The organism is Enterobacter sp. 940_PEND (genome assembly GCF_001059415.1).
In the GTDB taxonomy this organism is placed as follows: Bacteria; Pseudomonadota; Gammaproteobacteria; order Enterobacterales; family Enterobacteriaceae; genus Enterobacter; species Enterobacter cloacae_M.
In genome coordinates this window covers 85,822-104,380 of sequence record NZ_JUMS01000098.1, presented here as the reverse complement: position 1 = coordinate 104,380, position 18,559 = coordinate 85,822, and the positions used below count along the sequence as shown (strand labels likewise).

The following is an 18,559-nucleotide window of genomic DNA, read 5'->3' as shown; positions in this document are numbered from 1 at the left end:
CTCTGAACATGAAGCAAGGTTTGCAATTAAGGCTCAGCCAACAACTGGCGATGACGCCGCAGCTACAGCAGGCAATTCGCCTGTTGCAGCTGTCCACGTTAGAACTTCAGCAGGAGCTCCAGCAGGCGCTGGACAGCAACCCCCTGCTGGAACAAACCGATCTTCATGACGAGGTAGATACTCAGCAGTCACAGGATACAGAAGCGCTCGACACCGCGGATGCACTCGAACAAAAAGAGATGCCCGACGAGCTTCCGCTGGATGCCAGCTGGGATGAAATCTACACCGCCGGAACCCCTTCCGGTACGCGTGCAGACTACCAGGATGATGAGCTACCGGTCTACCAGGGTGAGACCACTCAGTCGCTGCAGGATTACCTGATGTGGCAGGTGGAACTCACCCCCTTCTCCGATACCGACCGCGCGATTGCCACGTCCATTGTCGATGCCGTTGACGACACCGGCTATTTGACCGTCACGCTGGACGATATTCTGGAAAGCATGGGCGACGACGAGATTGAGCTTGAGGAAGTCGAAGCCGTTCTGAAGCGCATCCAGCGTTTCGATCCGGTAGGCGTGGCCGCAAAAGATCTGCGTGACTGTCTGCTGATCCAGCTTTCTCAGTTCAGCAAAGAGACGCCATGGATCGACGAGGCGCGCTTAATCATCAGCGATCATCTGGATCTGTTGGCCAACCACGATTTCCGCAGCCTGATGCGCGTCACGCGCCTGAAGGAAGAGGTGCTGAAAGAAGCGGTGAATCTGATCCAGTCGCTCGATCCGCGCCCGGGACAGTCGATCCAGACCAGCGAGCCCGAGTACGTCATCCCGGACGTGCTGGTCAGAAAACACAATGACCGCTGGGTCGTTGAACTGAACTCAGACAGCATCCCTCGCCTGCAAATCAACCAGCAGTATGCCTCCATGTGCACCAGCGCGCGTAACGACTCCGACAATCAATATATTCGCAGCAATCTTCAGGAAGCGCGATGGCTGATCAAAAGTCTGGAGAGCCGAAATGATACGCTGCTACGCGTCAGCCGCTGTATTGTCGAACAGCAGCAGGCGTTCTTTGAGCAGGGCGAAGAGTATATGAAACCGATGGTACTGGCGGATATCGCCCAGGCCGTCGAGATGCATGAATCAACCATTTCCCGTGTCACCACGCAGAAGTATCTGCACAGTCCACGCGGTATTTTTGAGCTTAAGTATTTCTTCTCCAGCCATGTGAATACCGAGGGCGGCGGCGAAGCGTCGTCAACGGCCATTCGTGCCCTGGTGAAGAAGTTGATCGCCGCGGAGAACCCCGCGAAGCCACTAAGCGACAGTAAGTTAACCACCATGCTGTCCGATCAGGGTATCATGGTGGCACGTCGTACTGTTGCGAAGTATCGAGAGTCTTTATCCATTCCGCCGTCCAACCAGCGTAAACAGCTGGTCTGACACAACCGATAAGGAAGACACTATGCAGCTCAACATCACTGGACAAAACGTCGAAATTACTGAGGCTTTACGCGACTTCGTGAACGCGAAGTTTGCAAAACTCGAGCAGTATTTCGAAAGGATCAATCAGGTCTATATTGTGTTGAAAGTGGAGAAAGTGACTCATATCTCGGATGCCACCCTGCATGTTAACGGGGGTGAACTGCATGCCAGTGCGGAAGGGCAAGACATGTACGCTGCTATCGACGGCTTGATTGATAAGCTTGCACGACAGCTCAATAAACATAAAGATAAACTGAAACAACACTAATTGTCCGGGCAGTTAACGGGTGCAGGACGGCCTGTTGTGAAACACAACAGGCCATTTGTACAGTTAGCGCTTAGGTGAAATTATGATGAACAACGATTCCGCTCTTCAACTGAGCAATGTCCTTAACCAGGAATGTACCCGCAGTGCGGTTCACTGCCAGAGCAAAAAACGTGCGCTGGAGATCATCAGTGAACTGGCTGCCAAACAGCTGGGCCTGCCGCCGCAGGTGGTGTTCGAAGCGATTCTGACCCGTGAAAAAATGGGCAGTACCGGTATCGGCAACGGCATCGCGATCCCGCACGGCAAACTGGAAGAGGATACCCTGCGTGCCGTTGGTGTGTTTGTGCAGCTTGAAACACCCATCGCTTTCGATGCCATTGATAACCAGCCCGTCGATCTCCTCTTCGCGCTGCTGGTGCCCGCTGACCAGACAAAAACCCATCTGCATACGCTGTCGCTGGTCGCAAAACGTCTGGCCGATAAAACCATTTGCCGTCGACTGCGCTCGGCCCAAAGTGATGAAGAGCTCTATCAAATTATCACTGAAGCAGAAGGCAATCAGGATGATGCATAACCAGGAGATGGCCTTCACATCTGTTGTCCTGAGGAGAAACGGAACATGGTGCTGATGATTGTCAGTGGCCGTTCAGGGTCCGGGAAATCCGTTGCTCTGCGCGCCCTGGAAGACATGGGTTTTTACTGCGTCGATAACCTGCCGGTCGTGTTATTGCCCGACCTGGCCCGCACGCTGGCGGAGAGACAAACCTCTGCCGCCGTCAGTATCGACGTTCGCAACATGCCTGAATCGCCAGAGATCTTCGAACAGGCCATGAGCAACCTGCCTGACGCGTTCTCGCCTCAGCTGCTGTTCCTTGATGCAGACCGCAATACGCTGATCCGCCGCTACAGCGATACCCGTCGCTTGCACCCGCTATCCAGCAAGAACCTCTCTCTGGAGAGCGCTATCGATGAAGAGAGCGACCTGCTGGAACCGCTGCGTTCCCGTGCCGACCTGATTGTCGACACCTCTGAGATGTCCGTTCACGAGCTGGCGGAAATGCTGCGTACCCGGCTGTTGGGTAAACGCGAGCGCGAATTGACGATGGTGTTCGAATCCTTCGGCTTTAAGCACGGTATTCCAATCGATGCGGATTACGTTTTCGACGTGCGCTTCCTGCCGAACCCGCACTGGGATCCGAAGCTGCGTCCAATGACCGGTCTGGATAAGCCGGTGGCGGCGTTCCTCGACCGGCACACAGAAGTACACAATTTTATCTACCAGACGCGAAGCTACCTTGAGCTATGGTTACCTATGCTGGAGACAAACAATCGTAGCTACCTGACGGTGGCGATTGGCTGTACCGGCGGTAAACATCGTTCGGTTTATATCGCCGAACAGCTGGCCGACTATTTCCGCTCGCGCGGGAAGAACGTTCAGTCCCGTCATCGCACGCTGGAAAAACGTAAAACATGACCGTAAAACAAACCGTTGAGATCACCAATAAGCTGGGTATGCATGCACGCCCGGCGATGAAGCTGTTCGAGCTGATGCAGGGTTTCGATGCCGAGGTTCTGCTGCGGAATGACGAAGGTACCGAAGCGGAAGCGAACAGCGTGATTGCGCTGCTGATGCTGGATTCCGCCAAAGGGCGCCAGATTGAGGTTGAAGCCACCGGTCCTCAGGAAGAGGAAGCTCTGGCGGCGGTGATTGCCCTGTTTAACGCAGGGTTCGACGAAGATTAAGGTCTGCTATTCAGGCGGGTAGCGCTGCGCTTACCCGCTCTACATAAGATTATTACGCTGCATAAACCCCTCTCCACCCAGTTGATTCATCTGGCGCATAATCCACGCCTGACGGCTTCGCACGTACCCTGATGGGGCACTAGCCTTAAAGCGGATAGGGTTCGGTAACACAGCGGCCAATAGCGCCGCTTCTGACATGCTCAGACGGCTGGCTGGCTTATTGAAATACCGCTGTGCGGCAGCTTCCACGCCAAATATGCCGTCGCCAAACTCAGCGACGTTCAGATAGACGGTCAGAATGCGTTTTTTGCTCCAGACCGTTTCCATTCCCAGGGTCAACCCCGCTTCCAGCCCTTTTCGCAACCAGCTTCGACCATCCCACAGAAACAGATTTTTGGCCGTCTGCTGCGACAAGGTTGACGCACCGCGCACGCGGTTTTCATGGCGTTCGTTATGGGCTAGCGCCTTCTCAATGGCCGCCACGTCGAACCCCCAGTGCTCCGGGAATTTCTGGTCCTCCGCCGCGATGACCGCCAGCCCCATGAACGGTGAGATCTCGTCCATGCTCACCCAGTCAGAGTGGGCAACGTAGCCGAAATCGCCGCTGAACCACGCGCTAAGCTGGCGCTCAACCATAACGGCAGAGAACGGAACCGGCATAATGCTGAATAAAGCCAGCCCGCCTCCCCAGAATACCGCCAGCACAAGTACGATGCGCAAGAGAAAACGTTTCACTCCTGCGCCTGCGGCAAATTTACGCCTCATTCAGTCAGCACCAGCACGCGAGCCACCAGCTTTTCAATACCTGAGGCCGCCTCAGCGATATTATTCGCCAGCATATACGCTGGCGTGGTGACAATTTTGTTATCTTCATCAACCACAATGTCATCAACCGGGCACGGAACGTGCTCGCCCCCCATTTCCTCCACGATCTCCGCGGTATCAATATCCGTCCCGATAGTCAGCCGCAGCGGGAAATCAAAAATCCTGGGCAGCATTGCCGGCGCGATGCAGATAAAGCCCAGCGGTTTTCCTGCCGCATGCATGGCCTGCGACAGTGCTTTAAGATGAGGATCGATCTGACACTCCGCCCCCTGCGCAGCAAAGGTACTGAGATTTTTGGCCGCGCCAAACCCACCCGGCACAATGAGCGCATCAAGCTCTGTAGGGTCTGCCTGAATAAGAGGATGGATATCACCTCGCGCAATACGCGCGGCTTCAATCAGTACATTACGAGCTTCTGCCATCGGCTCGCCGGTCAGATGGTTAATCACATCTGCCTGATTTTTGTCTGGCGCAAAACAAATAACCTCTGCTCCCTGCTTAGCCAGGGCCAGCAGCGTGATTACGGCTTCATGTATTTCAGAACCATCGTAAACACCGCATCCGCTCAGCACGACACCAATCTTTTTCATCATGACAATCCTTTTCTGCAACTTGCTGAAGCACATTAATAATTTTGATTAAAACGCTATGCTTCACACATTTCACTGATTCATGTAACAAACCATTTAAGATTTGCTATCTTATCTGCGTGCGGCCTAAATTTTTCAGGCAGCGCCCTTTCGAAAATAACTTTATAAAACAGGCGCAGCCACGATTTCCCTGGTGTTGGCGCAGTATTCGCGCACCCCGGTTAAGCCGGGGTCATTTTTTTCTGGCGTCGACCCAGGCTTTAAGCACCGCCACATCGTTTTGCCACTCTTGTTTCATCTCTTCAACCCAATCACCCACGTTATCTTCCCATGCAGGTAAATCAGGCGACTGAATCTGTTGACCCAGCTGCTGCAGATGGCGTAAGCCGACCGAGCCGGCCGCACCTTTAATCTTATGTCCTTCTTCGACGATGCCCTTCTGGTCCCGGGCGGTCAGGTTTGATTCCAGCACGCTCAGATAGCCCGGCATCATTTTTTCGAACACCGCCAGACCATCGGTAATCAGTTTCGGGCCGACCAGATCGATGTACTGCTCCAGCATCGCGGTATCGAGTATCGTTTGGGCTTTTGCGCTATCAACAGACGTCATGGTGCTCTCCTCTTCATCATGGGTATCCCAGAACTTCTTGATCATGGCGGTCAGAGCAGGCACCGCCAGCGGCTTGCTGAGTACATCGTCCATACCGGCATCGAGATACTCTTTTTTATCTTTCAGCACGTTCGCCGTCAGCGCCACCAGCGGCGGCAGTTCGTCGGCCGCGTACTGACGCGTCAGCTCTCGCGAAATATCCAGCCCGGTCATATCCGGCAGCTGAATATCCAGCAGAACAAGATCGTATTCGCCCGGTTTAAACATCTCCAGCGCGGCCTTACCGGTCATCGCGACATCCACGCTGTTGCCCAGTTTTTCCAGCACCGATCGCGCCACAATCACGTTCAGCTCAATATCTTCCACCAGCAGGACGTGCAGCGCGGGCAGCGGCATGTCGTCGTTTTCAAAGGTGTCTTCAACCTCTTCCGCCACCGCCGGCGCATGGACCGTCAGCGTGAAGGTTGACCCTTTACCCGGCTGGCTGGCAACGGTGATATCGCCACCCATACTCTTCGCCAGCCGTTTAGAGACCGCCAGGCCAATGCCCGTTCCGGTCGCCGGTTTCCCGCCGTTGCTGTCCTTCACCTGGTAGTACATCGCGAAAATTTTGTCCTGCTCCTCCTGCGGAATACCTATCCCGGAGTCCTCTACCTCGAAGTGCAGCATGTCGCCTTCGTCATAGCGGATGCGCACCGCCACCTGCCCCTTCTGGGTAAATTTCACCGCGTTGCTGATAAGGTTCCACAGGATCTGGCGCAGACGCGTGCCGTCAGTCACCACTTTATGCGGCAGCGGCAGGGTTGGCTCCATGACAAAACTCAGTCCCTTCTGCTGCGCCTGCAGGCCGGACAGGTTTTCGAGGTCGGCAAGGAAGCTGGTGAAATCAACAGGCTGATTATCAAGCTGAACTTTACGGCGCTCCATCTTATCCATATCAATAATATCGTTGAAGATATTACCCAGCGTGACCGCTGAGACATGGATAGTCTTGAGGTATTTTTCCTGCTCTGCGGTCAGGTCGGTATCCAGCAGAATACGGCTCAGCCCGACAATGCCATTAAGCGGCGTACGCAGCTCGTGGCTGATGGTGGAGATAAAGGTCGTCTTATCACGGCTGGCGCGCTCCAGGGCATCCTGGTAGCGCTTACGCTCGGTGATATCACGGCCAAAGCCCATCAGGCCGTGGCGTTTCCCCACGCGGTCATAGTAGGGCACCTTACGGATCTCAAAACAGGCCTTGCGTCCGTCCGGGTAATCCAGCCACTGTTCATAGGTCAGCGAGACGTTATGGCGGAATACTTTTTCGTCCGTCTCCATGACCTTGGCCGCCGCTTCTTCAGAGTAAACGTCCTGCGGCTTCAGGTTAATCAGCTGCTTCTCGCTTTTCCCGGTGAGCAACTCCATCGCCCGGTTACAGCCGGAAAACTCTTTATCTTCATTACGGTAAAACACCAGATCCGGCGAAGCATCGAGGAACGACCGCAGGAAAGAGGATTGCTGCTCAAGCTGGATTTGCGTGACCTCGCGCTCTTTCATTTCGATTTTCAGCTGCTCCAGCGTGGCCTGACGCTCGGCTTCCGCCTTCTCACGATCTGAAATCTCCTGATTCAGCTGCGCAATGTTGTCTTTAAGCTGGACGTTGAGCTTCAGGTCGCGCTCACGCATCTCTTCCAGTTTATCGACCAGTTTTGACAGACGCTGACGGGACTCTTCCAGCTGTTCAACCACCACGGAAAGGAAATAGACCGCCCAGGGAGTAATGAGCAAGCCAAAGAAGATGGAGCGGATAACGTCGATACTCTCGACCTGACCATGCAGAACCATGGTGACGGCCATTTGCACGACAATGGCCAGAACGACCAGCGCCAGCGCAAGCAGCATGGAGAAACGCACCAGCCCAAGCTTCATCATCAGGTCGACGTAATACTGGGCAAGCATTCGAATTTGCTTCATAGAGGATCCCTTCACGACTTTATCGCTCAATAATACTCAAATTCAGGGCGAGGCGTTGAAGGTTGTGAGAAAAAGTGCGGGGTGAAACAGGAGATTAGCCTCGCTCCCGGTTAACCGGAAGCGAGGATAGGTCGATCAGGAGCGTTTCAACAGCAGCCAGAGGCTGATCAGGAGGAAACTTGCGCTTGGCAGCAGCGCACCAATTATCGGCGGAATGCCATAAACCAGCGTCAGCGGACCGAAGATCTGATCGAGCACGTAGAACACAAAGCCGAAGCTGATACCGGTCACTACGCGCACGCCCATCGGCACGCTGCGTAACGGGCCGAAGATAAACGACAGCGCCATCAGCATCATCACCGCCACGGACATTGGCTGGAAGATCTTGCTCCACATGTTGAGCTGATAACGTCCCGCATCCTGCCCGCTCGACTTCAGATATTTCACATAGTTGTGCAAACCGCTGATGGAGAGCGCGTCAGGGTCCAGCGCAACAACACCGAGCTTATCGGGCGTCAGGTTGGTCTTCCACGTACCGGTTACAGTCTGAGAACCGGCGATCTGTTTCGGATCGGTCAGGTCAGACTCATCGACCTGGGACAAACGCCACAGTTTATGTTCGGCGTCAAATTTCGCCGAAGAGGCGTGGCGGACTGACTCCAGACGGCGCTGGTCATCGAAAGCATAGATGCTCACCCCACCCAGTTCATCATTCCCCTTCACCCGTTCGATGTAGACGAAATTTTTACCGTCTTTCGCCCATAAACCTTGTTGAGTCGAGAGCAGCGAGCCGCCATACATGGCCTGCGCACGGTAGTTACGCGCCATCTGTTCGCCCTGCGGCGCGACCCACTCGCCAATCGCCATGGTCAACAGCACCAGTGGGATCGCGGTTTTCATGACCGACAGCGCAACCTGCATGCGGGTAAAGCCCGAGGCCTGCATAACGACCAGCTCGCTGCGCTGCGCCAGCATTCCTAGCCCCAGCAGCGCGCCCAGCAGGGCCGCCATCGGGAAGAAGATCTGCACATCTTTCGGCACGCTGAGCAGGGTATACATCCCCGCGCCCATCGCGTCATAGCTCCCCTGCCCGGCTTTTTTCAGCTGATCGACAAATTTGATAATGCCGGAGAGCGACACCAGCATGAACAACGTCATCATGATGGTGGTAAAAATGGTTTTACCGATATAGCGATCAAGAACGCCAAACGCCTGCATTAGATGGCTCCTTTACGCGAGAATCGGGCACGTATGCGGCGCACAGGCACCGTATCCCACAGGTTTAATCCCAGCGCCAGTAAGATGTACAGGCTGTTGACGAACCATGTCCAGACCATAGGGTCCAGCTTACCCTTCGCGCCGTTAGAACGAATCGAGGTTTGCAGCAGGAAATAGATCAGGTAAAGCAGCATCGCCGGCAGCATAGAGAGCACGCGTCCCTGGCGCGGGTTCACCACGCTCAGCGGAACGACAATCAGCGCCATCATAAACACGGTGAAGACAAGCGTAATACGCCAGTGGAACTCAGCGCGCGCTCTGTCGGTATCGGTATTCCACAGGGTACGCATGTCCATTTGCTCGGTATCCGTTGGATCGAGCGCCACCGCCTGATGGCCGATAATGGCCTGATAGTTCTGGAAATCCGTAATACGGAAGTCGCGCAGCATCGCGGTGCCTTCGAAACGGGTGCCTTTGTTCAGCGTCACGATCTGAGAACCATCTTTGCGCTGAGCAAGCTGACCGGAGTCTGCAACCACCACGGAAGGACGCGCGTTACCTTTGGGACGTAACTGCGCCAGGAATACGTCGTTGAATTTACTGCCGTCAACGCTCTCAATAAACAGCACGGAGTTGCCGTCGGTCGCCTGCTGGAACTGACCCTGAGCTAAGGCTGCCATGCCGGGGTTGGCTTTCGCTTCGGCCAGCACTTCGTCCTGATGACGGGAAGACATGGGACCCGCCCACATCACATTCACCGCCGCGACAATACCCGTGAACAGCGCCAGTATCATGGCCGCTTTCACCAGTACCGCTTTGCTCAGGCCACAGGCATGCATCACCGTGATTTCACTCTCGGTGTAGAGTTTCCCAAGCGTCATGAGCAGGCCAAGGAAAAGACTTAGCGGCAGGATGAGCTGCGCCATTTCCGGGATCCCTAAACCAAGCAGGGAAAGCACCAGATTAGTTGGAATTTCGCCGTCAACGGCCGCACCGAGGATCTTAACCAGCTTCTGACAGAAAAAAATCAGCAGCAGGATGAAGAGGATCGCCAGTTGGCTTTTGAGCGTCTCCCGCACCAGATATCTTATGATTATCACTTTAAATACGCCCGTAAAAACCCGTCTCTTTGCTGGAAAATCGCTTGTTTCATGGCTTAAACGTCATTTATTCTCTTGAGTCGTCGAAATCATCGCTAAGATTAAAACATCCGGCGGATTCACGCTTCAGGACTTTTTCTGACGTGTCGAAACCGTAGTAACGTAAGATTAACACGAAGTCACCACAACAGCGGACATGAGTTACGAAAGGTTTCAATTCTATCCGTAGCTGCCGCCGTTGTCTTTAAGATTCAGGAGCGTAGTGCATGGAGTTCAGTGTAAAAAGCGGTAGCCCGGAGAAACAGCGGAGTGCCTGCATCGTTGTGGGCGTCTTTGAACCACGCCGACTCTCCCCGATCGCCGAGCAACTCGATAAAATCAGTGACGGCTATATTAGCGCCCTGCTGCGCCGTGGCGAACTGGAAGGCAAACCTGGGCAGACGCTGTTACTGCACCATGTTCCGAACGTACTGTCAGAACGTATTCTGCTGATTGGCTGCGGCAAAGAACGCGAGCTGGATGAACGTCAGTATAAGCAGGTGATTCAGAAAACAATCAATACGCTGAATGATACCGGCTCAATGGAAGCCGTCTGCTTCCTGACGGAACTGCACGTTAAAGGACGTAACACCTACTGGAAAGTGCGTCAGGCGGTTGAAACGGCAAAAGAGAGCCTGTACAGCTTCGATCAGCTGAAGACCAATAAAAGCGAGCCGCGTCGTCCACTGCGTAAAATGGTCTTTAACGTGCCAACCCGTCGCGAGCTGACCAGCGGCGAACGCGCGATCCAGCACGGTCTGGCGATCGCGGCCGGCATTAAAGCGGCCAAAGATCTCGGCAACATGCCGCCTAACATCTGTAACGCGGCGTACCTGGCCTCTCAGGCGCGTCAGCTGGCCGACGCCTACAGCAAAAACGTCATTACCCGCGTCATCGGCGAACAGCAGATGAAAGAGCTGGGGATGCACTCTTACCTGGCGGTCGGTAACGGCTCGCAGAACGAATCCCTGATGTCCGTCATCGAGTACAAAGGCAATCCGTCCGAAGACGCGCGCCCGATTGTGCTCGTCGGTAAAGGCCTGACCTTCGACTCCGGCGGTATCTCCATCAAGCCTGCCGAAGGCATGGATGAGATGAAGTATGACATGTGCGGTGCGGCGGCGGTTTACGGCGTGATGCGCATGGTTGCGGAACTGCAGCTGCCTATCAACGTGATCGGCGTTCTGGCGGGCTGCGAAAACATGCCTGGCGGGCGCGCCTATCGTCCGGGTGACGTTCTGACCACCATGTCCGGCCAGACCGTTGAAGTGCTGAACACCGACGCCGAAGGCCGTCTGGTGCTGTGTGACGTGCTGACCTACGTTGAGCGCTTCGAGCCGGAAGCGGTGATTGACGTCGCTACCCTCACCGGAGCCTGTGTGATTGCGCTGGGCCACCACATCACCGGCCTGATGTCGAACCATAACCCGCTGGCGCACGAGCTTATTGGTGCCTCAGAGCAGGCTGGAGACCGCGCATGGCGTCTGCCGCTGGGTGACGAGTATCAGGATCAGCTGGAGTCTAACTTTGCGGATATGGCGAACATTGGCGGACGTCCTGGCGGGGCGATCACCGCGGGCTGCTTCCTGGCACGCTTCACCCGCAAGTACAACTGGGCGCACCTGGATATCGCGGGCACCGCATGGCGCTCCGGTAAAGCCAAAGGCGCAACCGGTCGTCCAGTGGCGCTGCTGTCGCAGTTCCTGCTGAACCGCGCAGGTTTTAACGGCGACGAGTAAGTCAAAACGGCAGTAAACCGTAGGCCGGGTAAGGCGAAGCCGCCGCCCGGCTTAAGCATTTAAAGTGAGCACAAGAAGCCCCATATATGAAGAATGCAACGTTCTACCTTCTGGACAACGACACCCATCAGGATGGCCTCAGCGCCGTAGAACAGCTGGTGTGTGAAATTGCCGCAGAACGTTGGCGCGCAGGTAAACGCGTTCTGATTGCCTGTGAAGATGAACAGCAGGCGATTCGCCTGGATGAAGCGCTGTGGGCGCGCCCGCCGGAAAGTTTTGTGCCGCATAACCTGTCGGGCGAAGGCCCGCGCGGCGGTGCACCGGTTGAAATTGCCTGGCCGCAAAAGCGCAACAGCAGCGCGCGCGATATTCTGATTAGCCTGCGGATAGATTTTGCAGATTTTGCCACCGCTTTCACAGAAGTGGTAGACTTTGTCCCTTACGAAGAATCTTTGAAACAACTGGCGCGCGAACGCTATAAAGCGTACCGCCTGGCTGGTTTTAACCTGAATACGGCAACCTGGAAATAATGGAAAAGACATATAACCCACGCGATATCGAACAGCCGCTTTACGAGCACTGGGAACAGCAGGGCTATTTCAAGCCTAACGGCGACGAAAGCAAAGAGTCCTTCTGCATCATGATCCCGCCGCCGAACGTCACCGGCAGTTTGCATATGGGTCATGCTTTCCAGCAGACCATCATGGACACCATGATCCGCTACCAGCGCATGCAGGGTAAAAACACCCTGTGGCAGGCGGGGACTGACCACGCGGGTATCGCGACCCAGATGGTGGTTGAGCGTAAAATTGCCGCTGAAGAAGGAAAAACCCGCCACGACTACGGTCGCGACGCGTTCATCGATAAAATCTGGCAGTGGAAGGCGGAATCCGGCGGCACAATTACCCGTCAGATGCGCCGTCTAGGCAACTCCGTGGACTGGGAGCGCGAGCGCTTCACCATGGACGAAGGCCTGTCTAACGCCGTTAAAGAAGTCTTCGTCCGCCTGTACAAAGAAGACCTGATTTACCGCGGCAAACGCCTGGTAAACTGGGATCCGAAACTGCGCACCGCCATCTCTGACCTGGAAGTGGAAAACCGCGAGTCTAAAGGCTCCATGTGGCACATCCGCTATCCGCTGGCCGATGGCGCAAAAACTGCCGACGGTAAAGATTACCTGGTGGTCGCAACGACCCGTCCGGAAACCCTGCTGGGCGATACCGGCGTAGCCGTTAACCCGGAAGATCCGCGTTATAAAGATCTGATCGGCAAATTCGTGGTGCTGCCGCTGGTAAACCGCCGTATTCCGATTGTGGGCGACGAACACGCCGACATGGAAAAAGGCACCGGCTGCGTAAAAATCACCCCTGCACACGACTTCAACGACTATGAAGTCGGCCGTCGTCACGCCCTGCCGATGATCAACATTCTGACCTTCGACGGTGATATCCGCGAAAGCGCAGAAGTGTACGACACCAAAGGCAACGAATCCGACGTTTACTCCAGCGACATCCCGGCTGAGTTCCAGAAGCTGGAGCGTTTTGCCGCGCGTAAAGCCATCGTGGCTGCCGTTGACGCGCTCGGCCTGCTGGAAGAGATCAAACCTCACGATCTGACCGTGCCGTACGGCGACCGTGGCGGCGTGGTTATCGAGCCAATGCTGACCGACCAGTGGTACGTGCGTGCCGACGTGCTGGCGAAACCGGCTGTGGAAGCGGTAGAAAACGGCAGCATTCAGTTCGTGCCGAAGCAGTACGAAAACATGTACTTCTCCTGGATGCGCGACATTCAGGACTGGTGTATCTCCCGTCAGCTGTGGTGGGGTCACCGTATTCCGGCGTGGTACGACAACGAAGGCAACGTTTACGTTGGCCGTAGCGAAGACGAAGTGCGTCAGGAAAACAACCTGAGCGCGGACGTTGCGCTGCGTCAGGACGAAGACGTTCTGGACACCTGGTTCTCCTCCGCGCTGTGGACCTTCTCCACCCTCGGCTGGCCAGAAAACACCGACGCGCTGCGTCAGTTCCACCCAACCAGCGTGATGGTGTCCGGCTTCGACATTATCTTCTTCTGGATTGCCCGCATGATCATGATGACCATGCACTTCATCAAAGACGAAGACGGCAAGCCGCAGGTTCCGTTCCATACCGTCTACATGACCGGTCTGATCCGCGACGATGAAGGCCAGAAGATGTCCAAGTCCAAGGGGAACGTGATTGACCCGCTGGATATGGTTGACGGTATCTCTCTGGAAGATCTGCTGGAAAAACGTACCGGCAACATGATGCAGCCGCAGCTGGCTGAGAAAATCCGCAAGCGTACCGAGAAGCAGTTCCCGAACGGGATCGAGTCTCACGGTACCGACGCCCTGCGCTTCACCCTGGCGGCACTGGCCTCAACCGGTCGTGACATCAACTGGGACATGAAGCGTCTGGAAGGTTACCGTAACTTCTGTAACAAGCTGTGGAACGCCAGCCGCTTCGTGCTGATGAACACCGAAGATCAGGATTGCGGCTTCAACGGCGGCGAGATGACGCTGTCTCTGGCAGACCGCTGGATCCTGGCGGAATTCAACCAGACGGTGAAAGCGTTCCGCGAGGCGCTGGACAGCTACCGCTTCGATATCGCGGCGGGCATTCTGTATGAATTCACCTGGAACCAGTTCTGCGACTGGTATCTGGAGCTGGCGAAGCCGGTGATGAACGGCGGCACTGAGGCGGAACTGCGCGGCACGCGCAACACGCTGATTACCGTTCTGGAAGGCCTGCTGCGCCTGGCGCATCCGGTCATTCCATTCATCACCGAAACCATCTGGCAGCGCGTGAAGGTAATTGCGGGCATCAACGCCGATACCATCATGCTGCAGCCGTTCCCGGAATTCGATGCGGCCAAGGTTGATGAAGCGGCGTCCGCGGATACCGAGTGGCTGAAACAGGCGATCGTTGCGGTACGTAACATCCGTGCTGAAATGAACATCGCCCCTGGCAAACCGCTGGAGCTGCTGCTTCGTGGCTGCAGCGAAGCGGCCGTTCGTCGCGTCACCGAGAACAACACTTTCCTGAAGACCATGGCGCGTCTGGAAAGCATCACCGTGCTGCCTGCGGATGACAAAGGTCCGGTTTCCGTGACCAAAATCATCGACGGTGCCGAGCTGCTGATCCCGATGGCAGGCCTGATCGACAAAGACGCCGAGCTGGCTCGTCTGGCGAAAGAAGTGGCAAAAGTCGACGTGGAAATTGGCAAAATCGAAAGCAAGCTGGCGAACGAAGGCTTTGTGGCCCGCGCGCCGGAAGCGGTCATCGCGAAAGAGCGCGAGCGTCTGGTTGCTTTCGCCGATGCGAAGACCAAACTGATCGAGCAGCAGGCGGTTATCGCAGCCCTGTAATGCTTTTACCCCTTACGCTTCAGGGCGTAAGGGGTAACCTTCCTGAAAACTCCTCGCTTGCACTCCCCTTTCTGCGGTGCTATTAACAGCAGTTATGTGTCAATTTTTGTTATGAGTAATGCTATGAGCGTGATTACCCCCGTCGCGACGACGATGCGCCGGATCGCTGAGCAGGATAATTCGGCTATCGCCGCCGTTATCCGCACCGTTTCTGCCGAATATGGCCTGACGGCTGACAAAGGCTACACGGTTGCTGACCCGAACCTGGACGAGCTTTACCAGCTCTACAGCCAGCCAGGGCATGCATACTGGGTAATCGAGCAGAACGGCCAGGTGGTGGGCGGCGGCGGCGTGGCGCCTCTCAGCTGCAGCGAGCCGGATATCTGTGAACTACAGAAAATGTATTTCCTGCCAACGGCGCGCGGGCAAGGACTGGCAAAAAAGCTGGCGCTGATTGCGCTGGACCACGCGCGCAAGCAGGGTTTTACACGCTGCTACCTTGAAACAACCGCTTTCCTCAAAGAGGCCATCGGCCTGTATGAACATCTGGGCTTTGAGCATATCGATGCACCGCTGGGCTGTACCGGCCACGTTGATTGCGAAGTCAGAATGCTGAAAAGTCTGTAACTTTCGTTCCTGCCCTCTTCTGTTAAGCGGCTGTAAACTGAATGCTCTACACTCTCAGTTCACACCACAACGGGGGGAAACACGATGTCGAAGATAAAAAGCTACGCCGCACCGCAGGCGGGTGCAGAACTTGAGCTGTACGAGTACGATGCGGGCGAATTAAAAGCAGAAGACGTCGAAGTACAGGTTGATTACTGCGGGATCTGCCACTCGGATCTCTCGATGATCGATAATGAATGGGGCTTCTCGAGCTATCCGCTGGTTGCCGGGCACGAAGTCATTGGCCGCGTCGTGGCGCTCGGTAGCGCCGCGCAGGACAAAGGGCTGAAAGTGGGCCAGCGCGTGGGCATTGGCTGGACGGCACGCAGCTGTGGCCACTGTGACGCCTGTATCAGCGGCAATCAGATCAACTGCCTCGAAGGCGCCGTTCCCACCATTCTGAACAAAGGCGGTTTTGCCGACAAACTGCGCGCCGACTGGCAATGGGTGATCCCGCTGCCGGACAGCATTGATATCGAATCCGCCGGTCCGCTGCTGTGCGGCGGTATCACCGTCTTCAAACCCCTGCTGATGCACCATATCACCGCCACCAGCCGCGTGGGCGTGATTGGTATTGGCGGTCTGGGCCATATCGCTATCAAGCTGCTTCACGCGATGGGCTGTGAAGTCACGGCATTCAGCTCGAACCCGGCGAAAGAGAAAGAAGTGCTGGCGATGGGTGCGGATAAAGTCGTGAACAGCCGCGATCCTGAAGCGCTTAACGCGCTGGCTGGGCAGTTTGACCTGATCATCAACACCGTTAACGTCGATCTCAACTGGCAGCCGTACTTTGAGGCGCTGGCCTACGGCGGTAACTTCCATACCGTAGGTGCTGTGATGAAGCCGCTGCCGGTTCCGGCGTTTACCCTGATCGGCGGGGATCGCAGCGTGTCAGGCTCCGCGACCGGTACGCCGTTTGAGTTGCGCAAGCTGATGAAGTTTGCCGGACGCACCAAAGTGGCGCCGACCACCGAACTGTATCCGATGTCGAAAATCAACGAAGCGATCCAGCACGTGCGTGACGGCAAAGCCCGCTACCGCGTGGTGTTGAAAGCGGATTTTTGATGTGACATAGGCGGGGAATGTGCGGCCTGATGCCCTCCCCCCAACCCTCTCCCACAGGGAGAGGGCGCACACACTAAAAACGGTAACGGTCGTTACCGTTTTGCATCTACCAGGGCCTTAAACACCTCAGCCACCGCGACCGCACCGGGATCCATTACCCCATCCAGATTCTCTTTATTCACATACGATGAACGTCCCGCGCCGGCTTTCGCCATTTTCGCCGTTGCTTCGGCACCGTGCTGTGCGGCCTGCGCCGCTGCCTCGATATCGCCTTTCAGCAACGCCTCCAGCGCCGGCTGCAGCGCGTCGATCAGTGTACGATCGCCGAGATCTGCCCCACCGTACTGCTTCATCTGCGCCAGCCCGCTGAGCAATGCCTCGGGCAGCGGCTGACCATCGTGAAGCTTTTGCCCGGCCGCGGTGAAGAAGATCGACATCAGCACCCCGCTCGATCCGCCCATCACCGTAGCCAGCCGCTCGCCCACCAGCAACAGCAGCGTCGATACGTTATCAAGCGGGAGCTTGCGATCCTCCAGACGCTGCGCAATATCCCGCGCTCCTTGCGCAAAAGTGGAGCCGGTATCGCCGTCGCCCACTTTGGCATCCAGCGCGTTCAGTCGGTTTTCCAGCTGGAGCAGCGTTTTCGTCACCGAGGAAACATATTCAGCCACCCGCAGATTGTCCGACGGAGTGTATTCCACGCGATCGTGAATGGCGGTATGCGCCACGGTGCGCAGTGGCGCAAACGCCACGGGCTTCTGCCAGCCCAGCGTTTCGACCTCGGCGTGAATCGCCTTTTCGAAGAAATCGTTGAGCTTAAGCAGCGTGAGCGAAAAGCCCTTCATGTCCAGCGCGCTCACCAGCGGCGCGGGGCCTATCAGGTACGCGATCTCCTCTTTCAGCGCCGAATGCGCCAGCTCTTTGGTCAGCAGCGCCATCTCCAGCGCCGATACGCCGCCAAGATTGTTAATCAATACCGCAAACCGCCCTTCTCCCGCCTGCGCGCGTAACGGCGTCACCAGCGTGTCGATAATGGCTTTGCTGTTCTGCGTATCAACGACTGAAGCACCGGGCTCGCCGTGAATGCCCAGCCCCAGCTCGACATGGCCCTGCTTAATGCGCCCCTCTTCCTCGTCGCTGCCCGGAAGGTTGCACGTTTGCATCGCAACGCCCAGACTCCAGAGGTTATCGCAGGCCTGTTGCGCAATATCCCGCACCTCGCTTAGCGATTTACCGTGCTCCGCCGCATAGCCCGCAATCTTGTGCACCAGTGCCGTACCGGCAATACCGCGTGGCTGTTTGTTATCCGGCAGCGCGATATCGTCCGCCACGATCGCCATCTCCACCTTAAGACCGTAGCGTTTGGCCTTTTCTGCCGCGAGGCCAAAGTTCAGGCGATCGCCGGTGTAGTTTTTGACAATCAGCAGACAGCCGCGATCGCCCGTGACCGCCACAATGGCATTCAGCACCGCATCCACGCTCGGCGAGGCAAACAGATCGCCACACACTGCCGCCGTCAGCATCCCTTTGCCGACAAACCCGGCGTGCGCGGGTTCGTGGCCTGAGCCGCCGCCGGAGATCACCGCCACGCGGCTTTTGTCCCAGTCTCCACGTGCGACGATCCTGATGGCCGGATCGATATCAAGTTTGACGAGATTTGCGTGTGGCGCAGAAAGCAGTATGCCTTCAATGGCATCGTTGACCAGCTGTTTGCGATCGTTAAAGAAGAATCTGGACATCGTTTCCCACTATTTTTGTGAACCGTATGCAAAAGCATAGTCCGCGCTGGATAATGCGCCGCAAAGTCAGGAATTTACTCAACCAAATTGCGGTCAGGTTGCCTATACTCCACCCAGGACTAAGAGAGGAAG

The 18,559-nt window shown here is 56.0% G+C and carries 16 protein-coding genes; 10 read left to right on the top strand and 6 right to left on the bottom strand.

Translation table 11 applies throughout. The features are described from left to right. Positions 1–8 precede the first annotated feature (8 nt). The 5 genes from rpoN to npr all read left to right on the top strand — a co-directional run bounded on the left by rpoN (position 9) and on the right by npr (position 3,495). Entirely contained in the window at positions 9–1,442 is a 1,434-nt protein-coding gene (rpoN, locus tag ADJ24_RS14020) for an RNA polymerase factor sigma-54 (RefSeq protein WP_023309360.1), read from the top strand. A gap of 22 nt (positions 1,443–1,464) precedes the next feature. After that, positions 1,465–1,752 carry a ribosome hibernation promoting factor gene (gene hpf, locus ADJ24_RS14015; RefSeq protein WP_008501444.1) on the top strand — a complete coding sequence of 96 codons (288 nt, stop codon included), beginning with the start codon at positions 1,465–1,467 and terminating at the stop codon, positions 1,750–1,752. 82 nt (positions 1,753–1,834) lie between these two features. Continuing rightward, a complete protein-coding gene (gene ptsN / locus ADJ24_RS14010) occupies positions 1,835–2,326 on the top strand; it encodes a PTS IIA-like nitrogen regulatory protein PtsN (protein ID WP_008501443.1) in 492 nt (163 codons plus the stop codon). A gap of 45 nt (positions 2,327–2,371) precedes the next feature. Beyond that, positions 2,372–3,226, top strand: coding sequence for an RNase adapter RapZ (gene rapZ, locus ADJ24_RS14005; protein ID WP_014885397.1), 855 nt, complete (start codon positions 2,372–2,374; stop codon positions 3,224–3,226). Then, positions 3,223–3,495 (top strand): PTS phosphocarrier protein NPr, encoded by a 273-nt coding sequence (gene npr / locus ADJ24_RS14000; RefSeq protein ID WP_003861872.1) that lies wholly within the window; start codon positions 3,223–3,225, stop codon positions 3,493–3,495. Before rapZ ends, npr begins: the two co-directional genes overlap by 4 nt. A 39-nt stretch (positions 3,496–3,534) precedes the next feature. On the opposite strand, the gene mtgA is transcribed toward npr, so the two are convergent. The 5 genes from mtgA to lptF all read right to left on the bottom strand — a co-directional run bounded on the left by mtgA (position 3,535) and on the right by lptF (position 9,794). Then, a complete protein-coding gene (gene mtgA, locus ADJ24_RS13995; protein ID WP_023309361.1) occupies positions 3,535–4,260 on the bottom strand; it encodes a monofunctional biosynthetic peptidoglycan transglycosylase in 726 nt (241 codons plus the stop codon). Further along, entirely contained in the window at positions 4,257–4,910 is a 654-nt protein-coding gene (gene elbB / locus ADJ24_RS13990) for an isoprenoid biosynthesis glyoxalase ElbB (RefSeq protein ID WP_032667950.1), read from the bottom strand. The genes mtgA and elbB overlap by 4 nt, the downstream gene beginning before the upstream one ends. A 232-nt stretch (positions 4,911–5,142) precedes the next feature. Further along, positions 5,143–7,476, bottom strand: a complete 2,334-nt coding sequence (arcB, locus tag ADJ24_RS13985; RefSeq protein ID WP_023309363.1) for an aerobic respiration two-component sensor histidine kinase ArcB — start codon at positions 7,474–7,476, stop codon at positions 5,143–5,145. 135 nt (positions 7,477–7,611) lie between these two features. Then, entirely contained in the window at positions 7,612–8,694 is a 1,083-nt protein-coding gene (lptG, locus tag ADJ24_RS13980) for an LPS export ABC transporter permease LptG (protein WP_023309364.1), read from the bottom strand. Next, positions 8,694–9,794, bottom strand: coding sequence for an LPS export ABC transporter permease LptF (gene lptF / locus ADJ24_RS13975; RefSeq protein ID WP_024906345.1), 1,101 nt, complete (start codon positions 9,792–9,794; stop codon positions 8,694–8,696). The genes lptG and lptF overlap by 1 nt, the downstream gene beginning before the upstream one ends. Positions 9,795–10,060: 266 nt before the next feature. On the opposite strand from lptF, the gene pepA reads away from it, so the two are divergent. The 5 genes from pepA (at position 10,061) to ahr (ending at position 16,688) form a co-directional block, all read left to right on the top strand. Next, the gene (gene pepA / locus ADJ24_RS13970; protein WP_023309366.1) at positions 10,061–11,572 is read left to right on the top strand and encodes a leucyl aminopeptidase; all 1,512 of its coding nucleotides are present in this window, start codon (positions 10,061–10,063) and stop codon (positions 11,570–11,572) included. An 86-nt stretch (positions 11,573–11,658) separates the two neighbouring features. Beyond that, positions 11,659–12,102: a DNA polymerase III subunit chi gene (gene holC, locus ADJ24_RS13965; RefSeq protein WP_008502815.1), complete on the top strand. Its 444-nt coding sequence runs from the start codon at positions 11,659–11,661 to the stop codon at positions 12,100–12,102. Then, positions 12,102–14,957, top strand: coding sequence for a valine--tRNA ligase (locus tag ADJ24_RS13960; protein ID WP_023309367.1), 2,856 nt, complete (start codon positions 12,102–12,104; stop codon positions 14,955–14,957). Before holC ends, ADJ24_RS13960 begins: the two co-directional genes overlap by 1 nt. 123 nt (positions 14,958–15,080) lie before the next feature. Next, positions 15,081–15,584 carry a GNAT family N-acetyltransferase gene (locus ADJ24_RS13955; RefSeq protein ID WP_023309368.1) on the top strand — a complete coding sequence of 168 codons (504 nt, stop codon included), beginning with the start codon at positions 15,081–15,083 and terminating at the stop codon, positions 15,582–15,584. Positions 15,585–15,668: 84 nt separating this feature from the next. Then, on the top strand, positions 15,669–16,688 hold the full coding sequence (gene ahr / locus ADJ24_RS13950) for an NADPH-dependent aldehyde reductase Ahr (protein ID WP_023309369.1): 1,020 nt from the start codon (positions 15,669–15,671) through the stop codon (positions 16,686–16,688). A 92-nt stretch (positions 16,689–16,780) separates the two neighbouring features. On the opposite strand, the gene ADJ24_RS13945 is transcribed toward ahr, so the two are convergent. Beyond that, positions 16,781–18,427, bottom strand: coding sequence for a dihydroxyacetone kinase subunit DhaK (locus ADJ24_RS13945; protein WP_023309370.1), 1,647 nt, complete (start codon positions 18,425–18,427; stop codon positions 16,781–16,783). Between the last annotated feature and the right edge of the window lie 132 nt (positions 18,428–18,559).

Coding starts and splice junctions, on each gene's coding strand:
- rpoN (WP_023309360.1), top strand. CDS start 9: ATGAAGCAAGGTTTGCAATTAAGGCTCAGCCAACAACTGGCGATGACG.
- hpf (WP_008501444.1), top strand. CDS start 1,465: ATGCAGCTCAACATCACTGGACAAAACGTCGAAATTACTGAGGCTTTA.
- ptsN (WP_008501443.1), top strand. CDS start 1,835: ATGATGAACAACGATTCCGCTCTTCAACTGAGCAATGTCCTTAACCAG.
- rapZ (WP_014885397.1), top strand. CDS start 2,372: ATGGTGCTGATGATTGTCAGTGGCCGTTCAGGGTCCGGGAAATCCGTT.
- npr (WP_003861872.1), top strand. CDS start 3,223: ATGACCGTAAAACAAACCGTTGAGATCACCAATAAGCTGGGTATGCAT.
- mtgA (WP_023309361.1), bottom strand. CDS start 4,260: ATGAGGCGTAAATTTGCCGCAGGCGCAGGAGTGAAACGTTTTCTCTTG.
- elbB (WP_032667950.1), bottom strand. CDS start 4,910: ATGAAAAAGATTGGTGTCGTGCTGAGCGGATGCGGTGTTTACGATGGT.
- arcB (WP_023309363.1), bottom strand. CDS start 7,476: ATGAAGCAAATTCGAATGCTTGCCCAGTATTACGTCGACCTGATGATG.
- lptG (WP_023309364.1), bottom strand. CDS start 8,694: ATGCAGGCGTTTGGCGTTCTTGATCGCTATATCGGTAAAACCATTTTT.
- pepA (WP_023309366.1), top strand. CDS start 10,061: ATGGAGTTCAGTGTAAAAAGCGGTAGCCCGGAGAAACAGCGGAGTGCC.
- holC (WP_008502815.1), top strand. CDS start 11,659: ATGAAGAATGCAACGTTCTACCTTCTGGACAACGACACCCATCAGGAT.
- ADJ24_RS13960 (WP_023309367.1), top strand. CDS start 12,102: ATGGAAAAGACATATAACCCACGCGATATCGAACAGCCGCTTTACGAG.
- ADJ24_RS13955 (WP_023309368.1), top strand. CDS start 15,081: ATGAGCGTGATTACCCCCGTCGCGACGACGATGCGCCGGATCGCTGAG.
- ahr (WP_023309369.1), top strand. CDS start 15,669: ATGTCGAAGATAAAAAGCTACGCCGCACCGCAGGCGGGTGCAGAACTT.
- ADJ24_RS13945 (WP_023309370.1), bottom strand. CDS start 18,427: ATGTCCAGATTCTTCTTTAACGATCGCAAACAGCTGGTCAACGATGCC.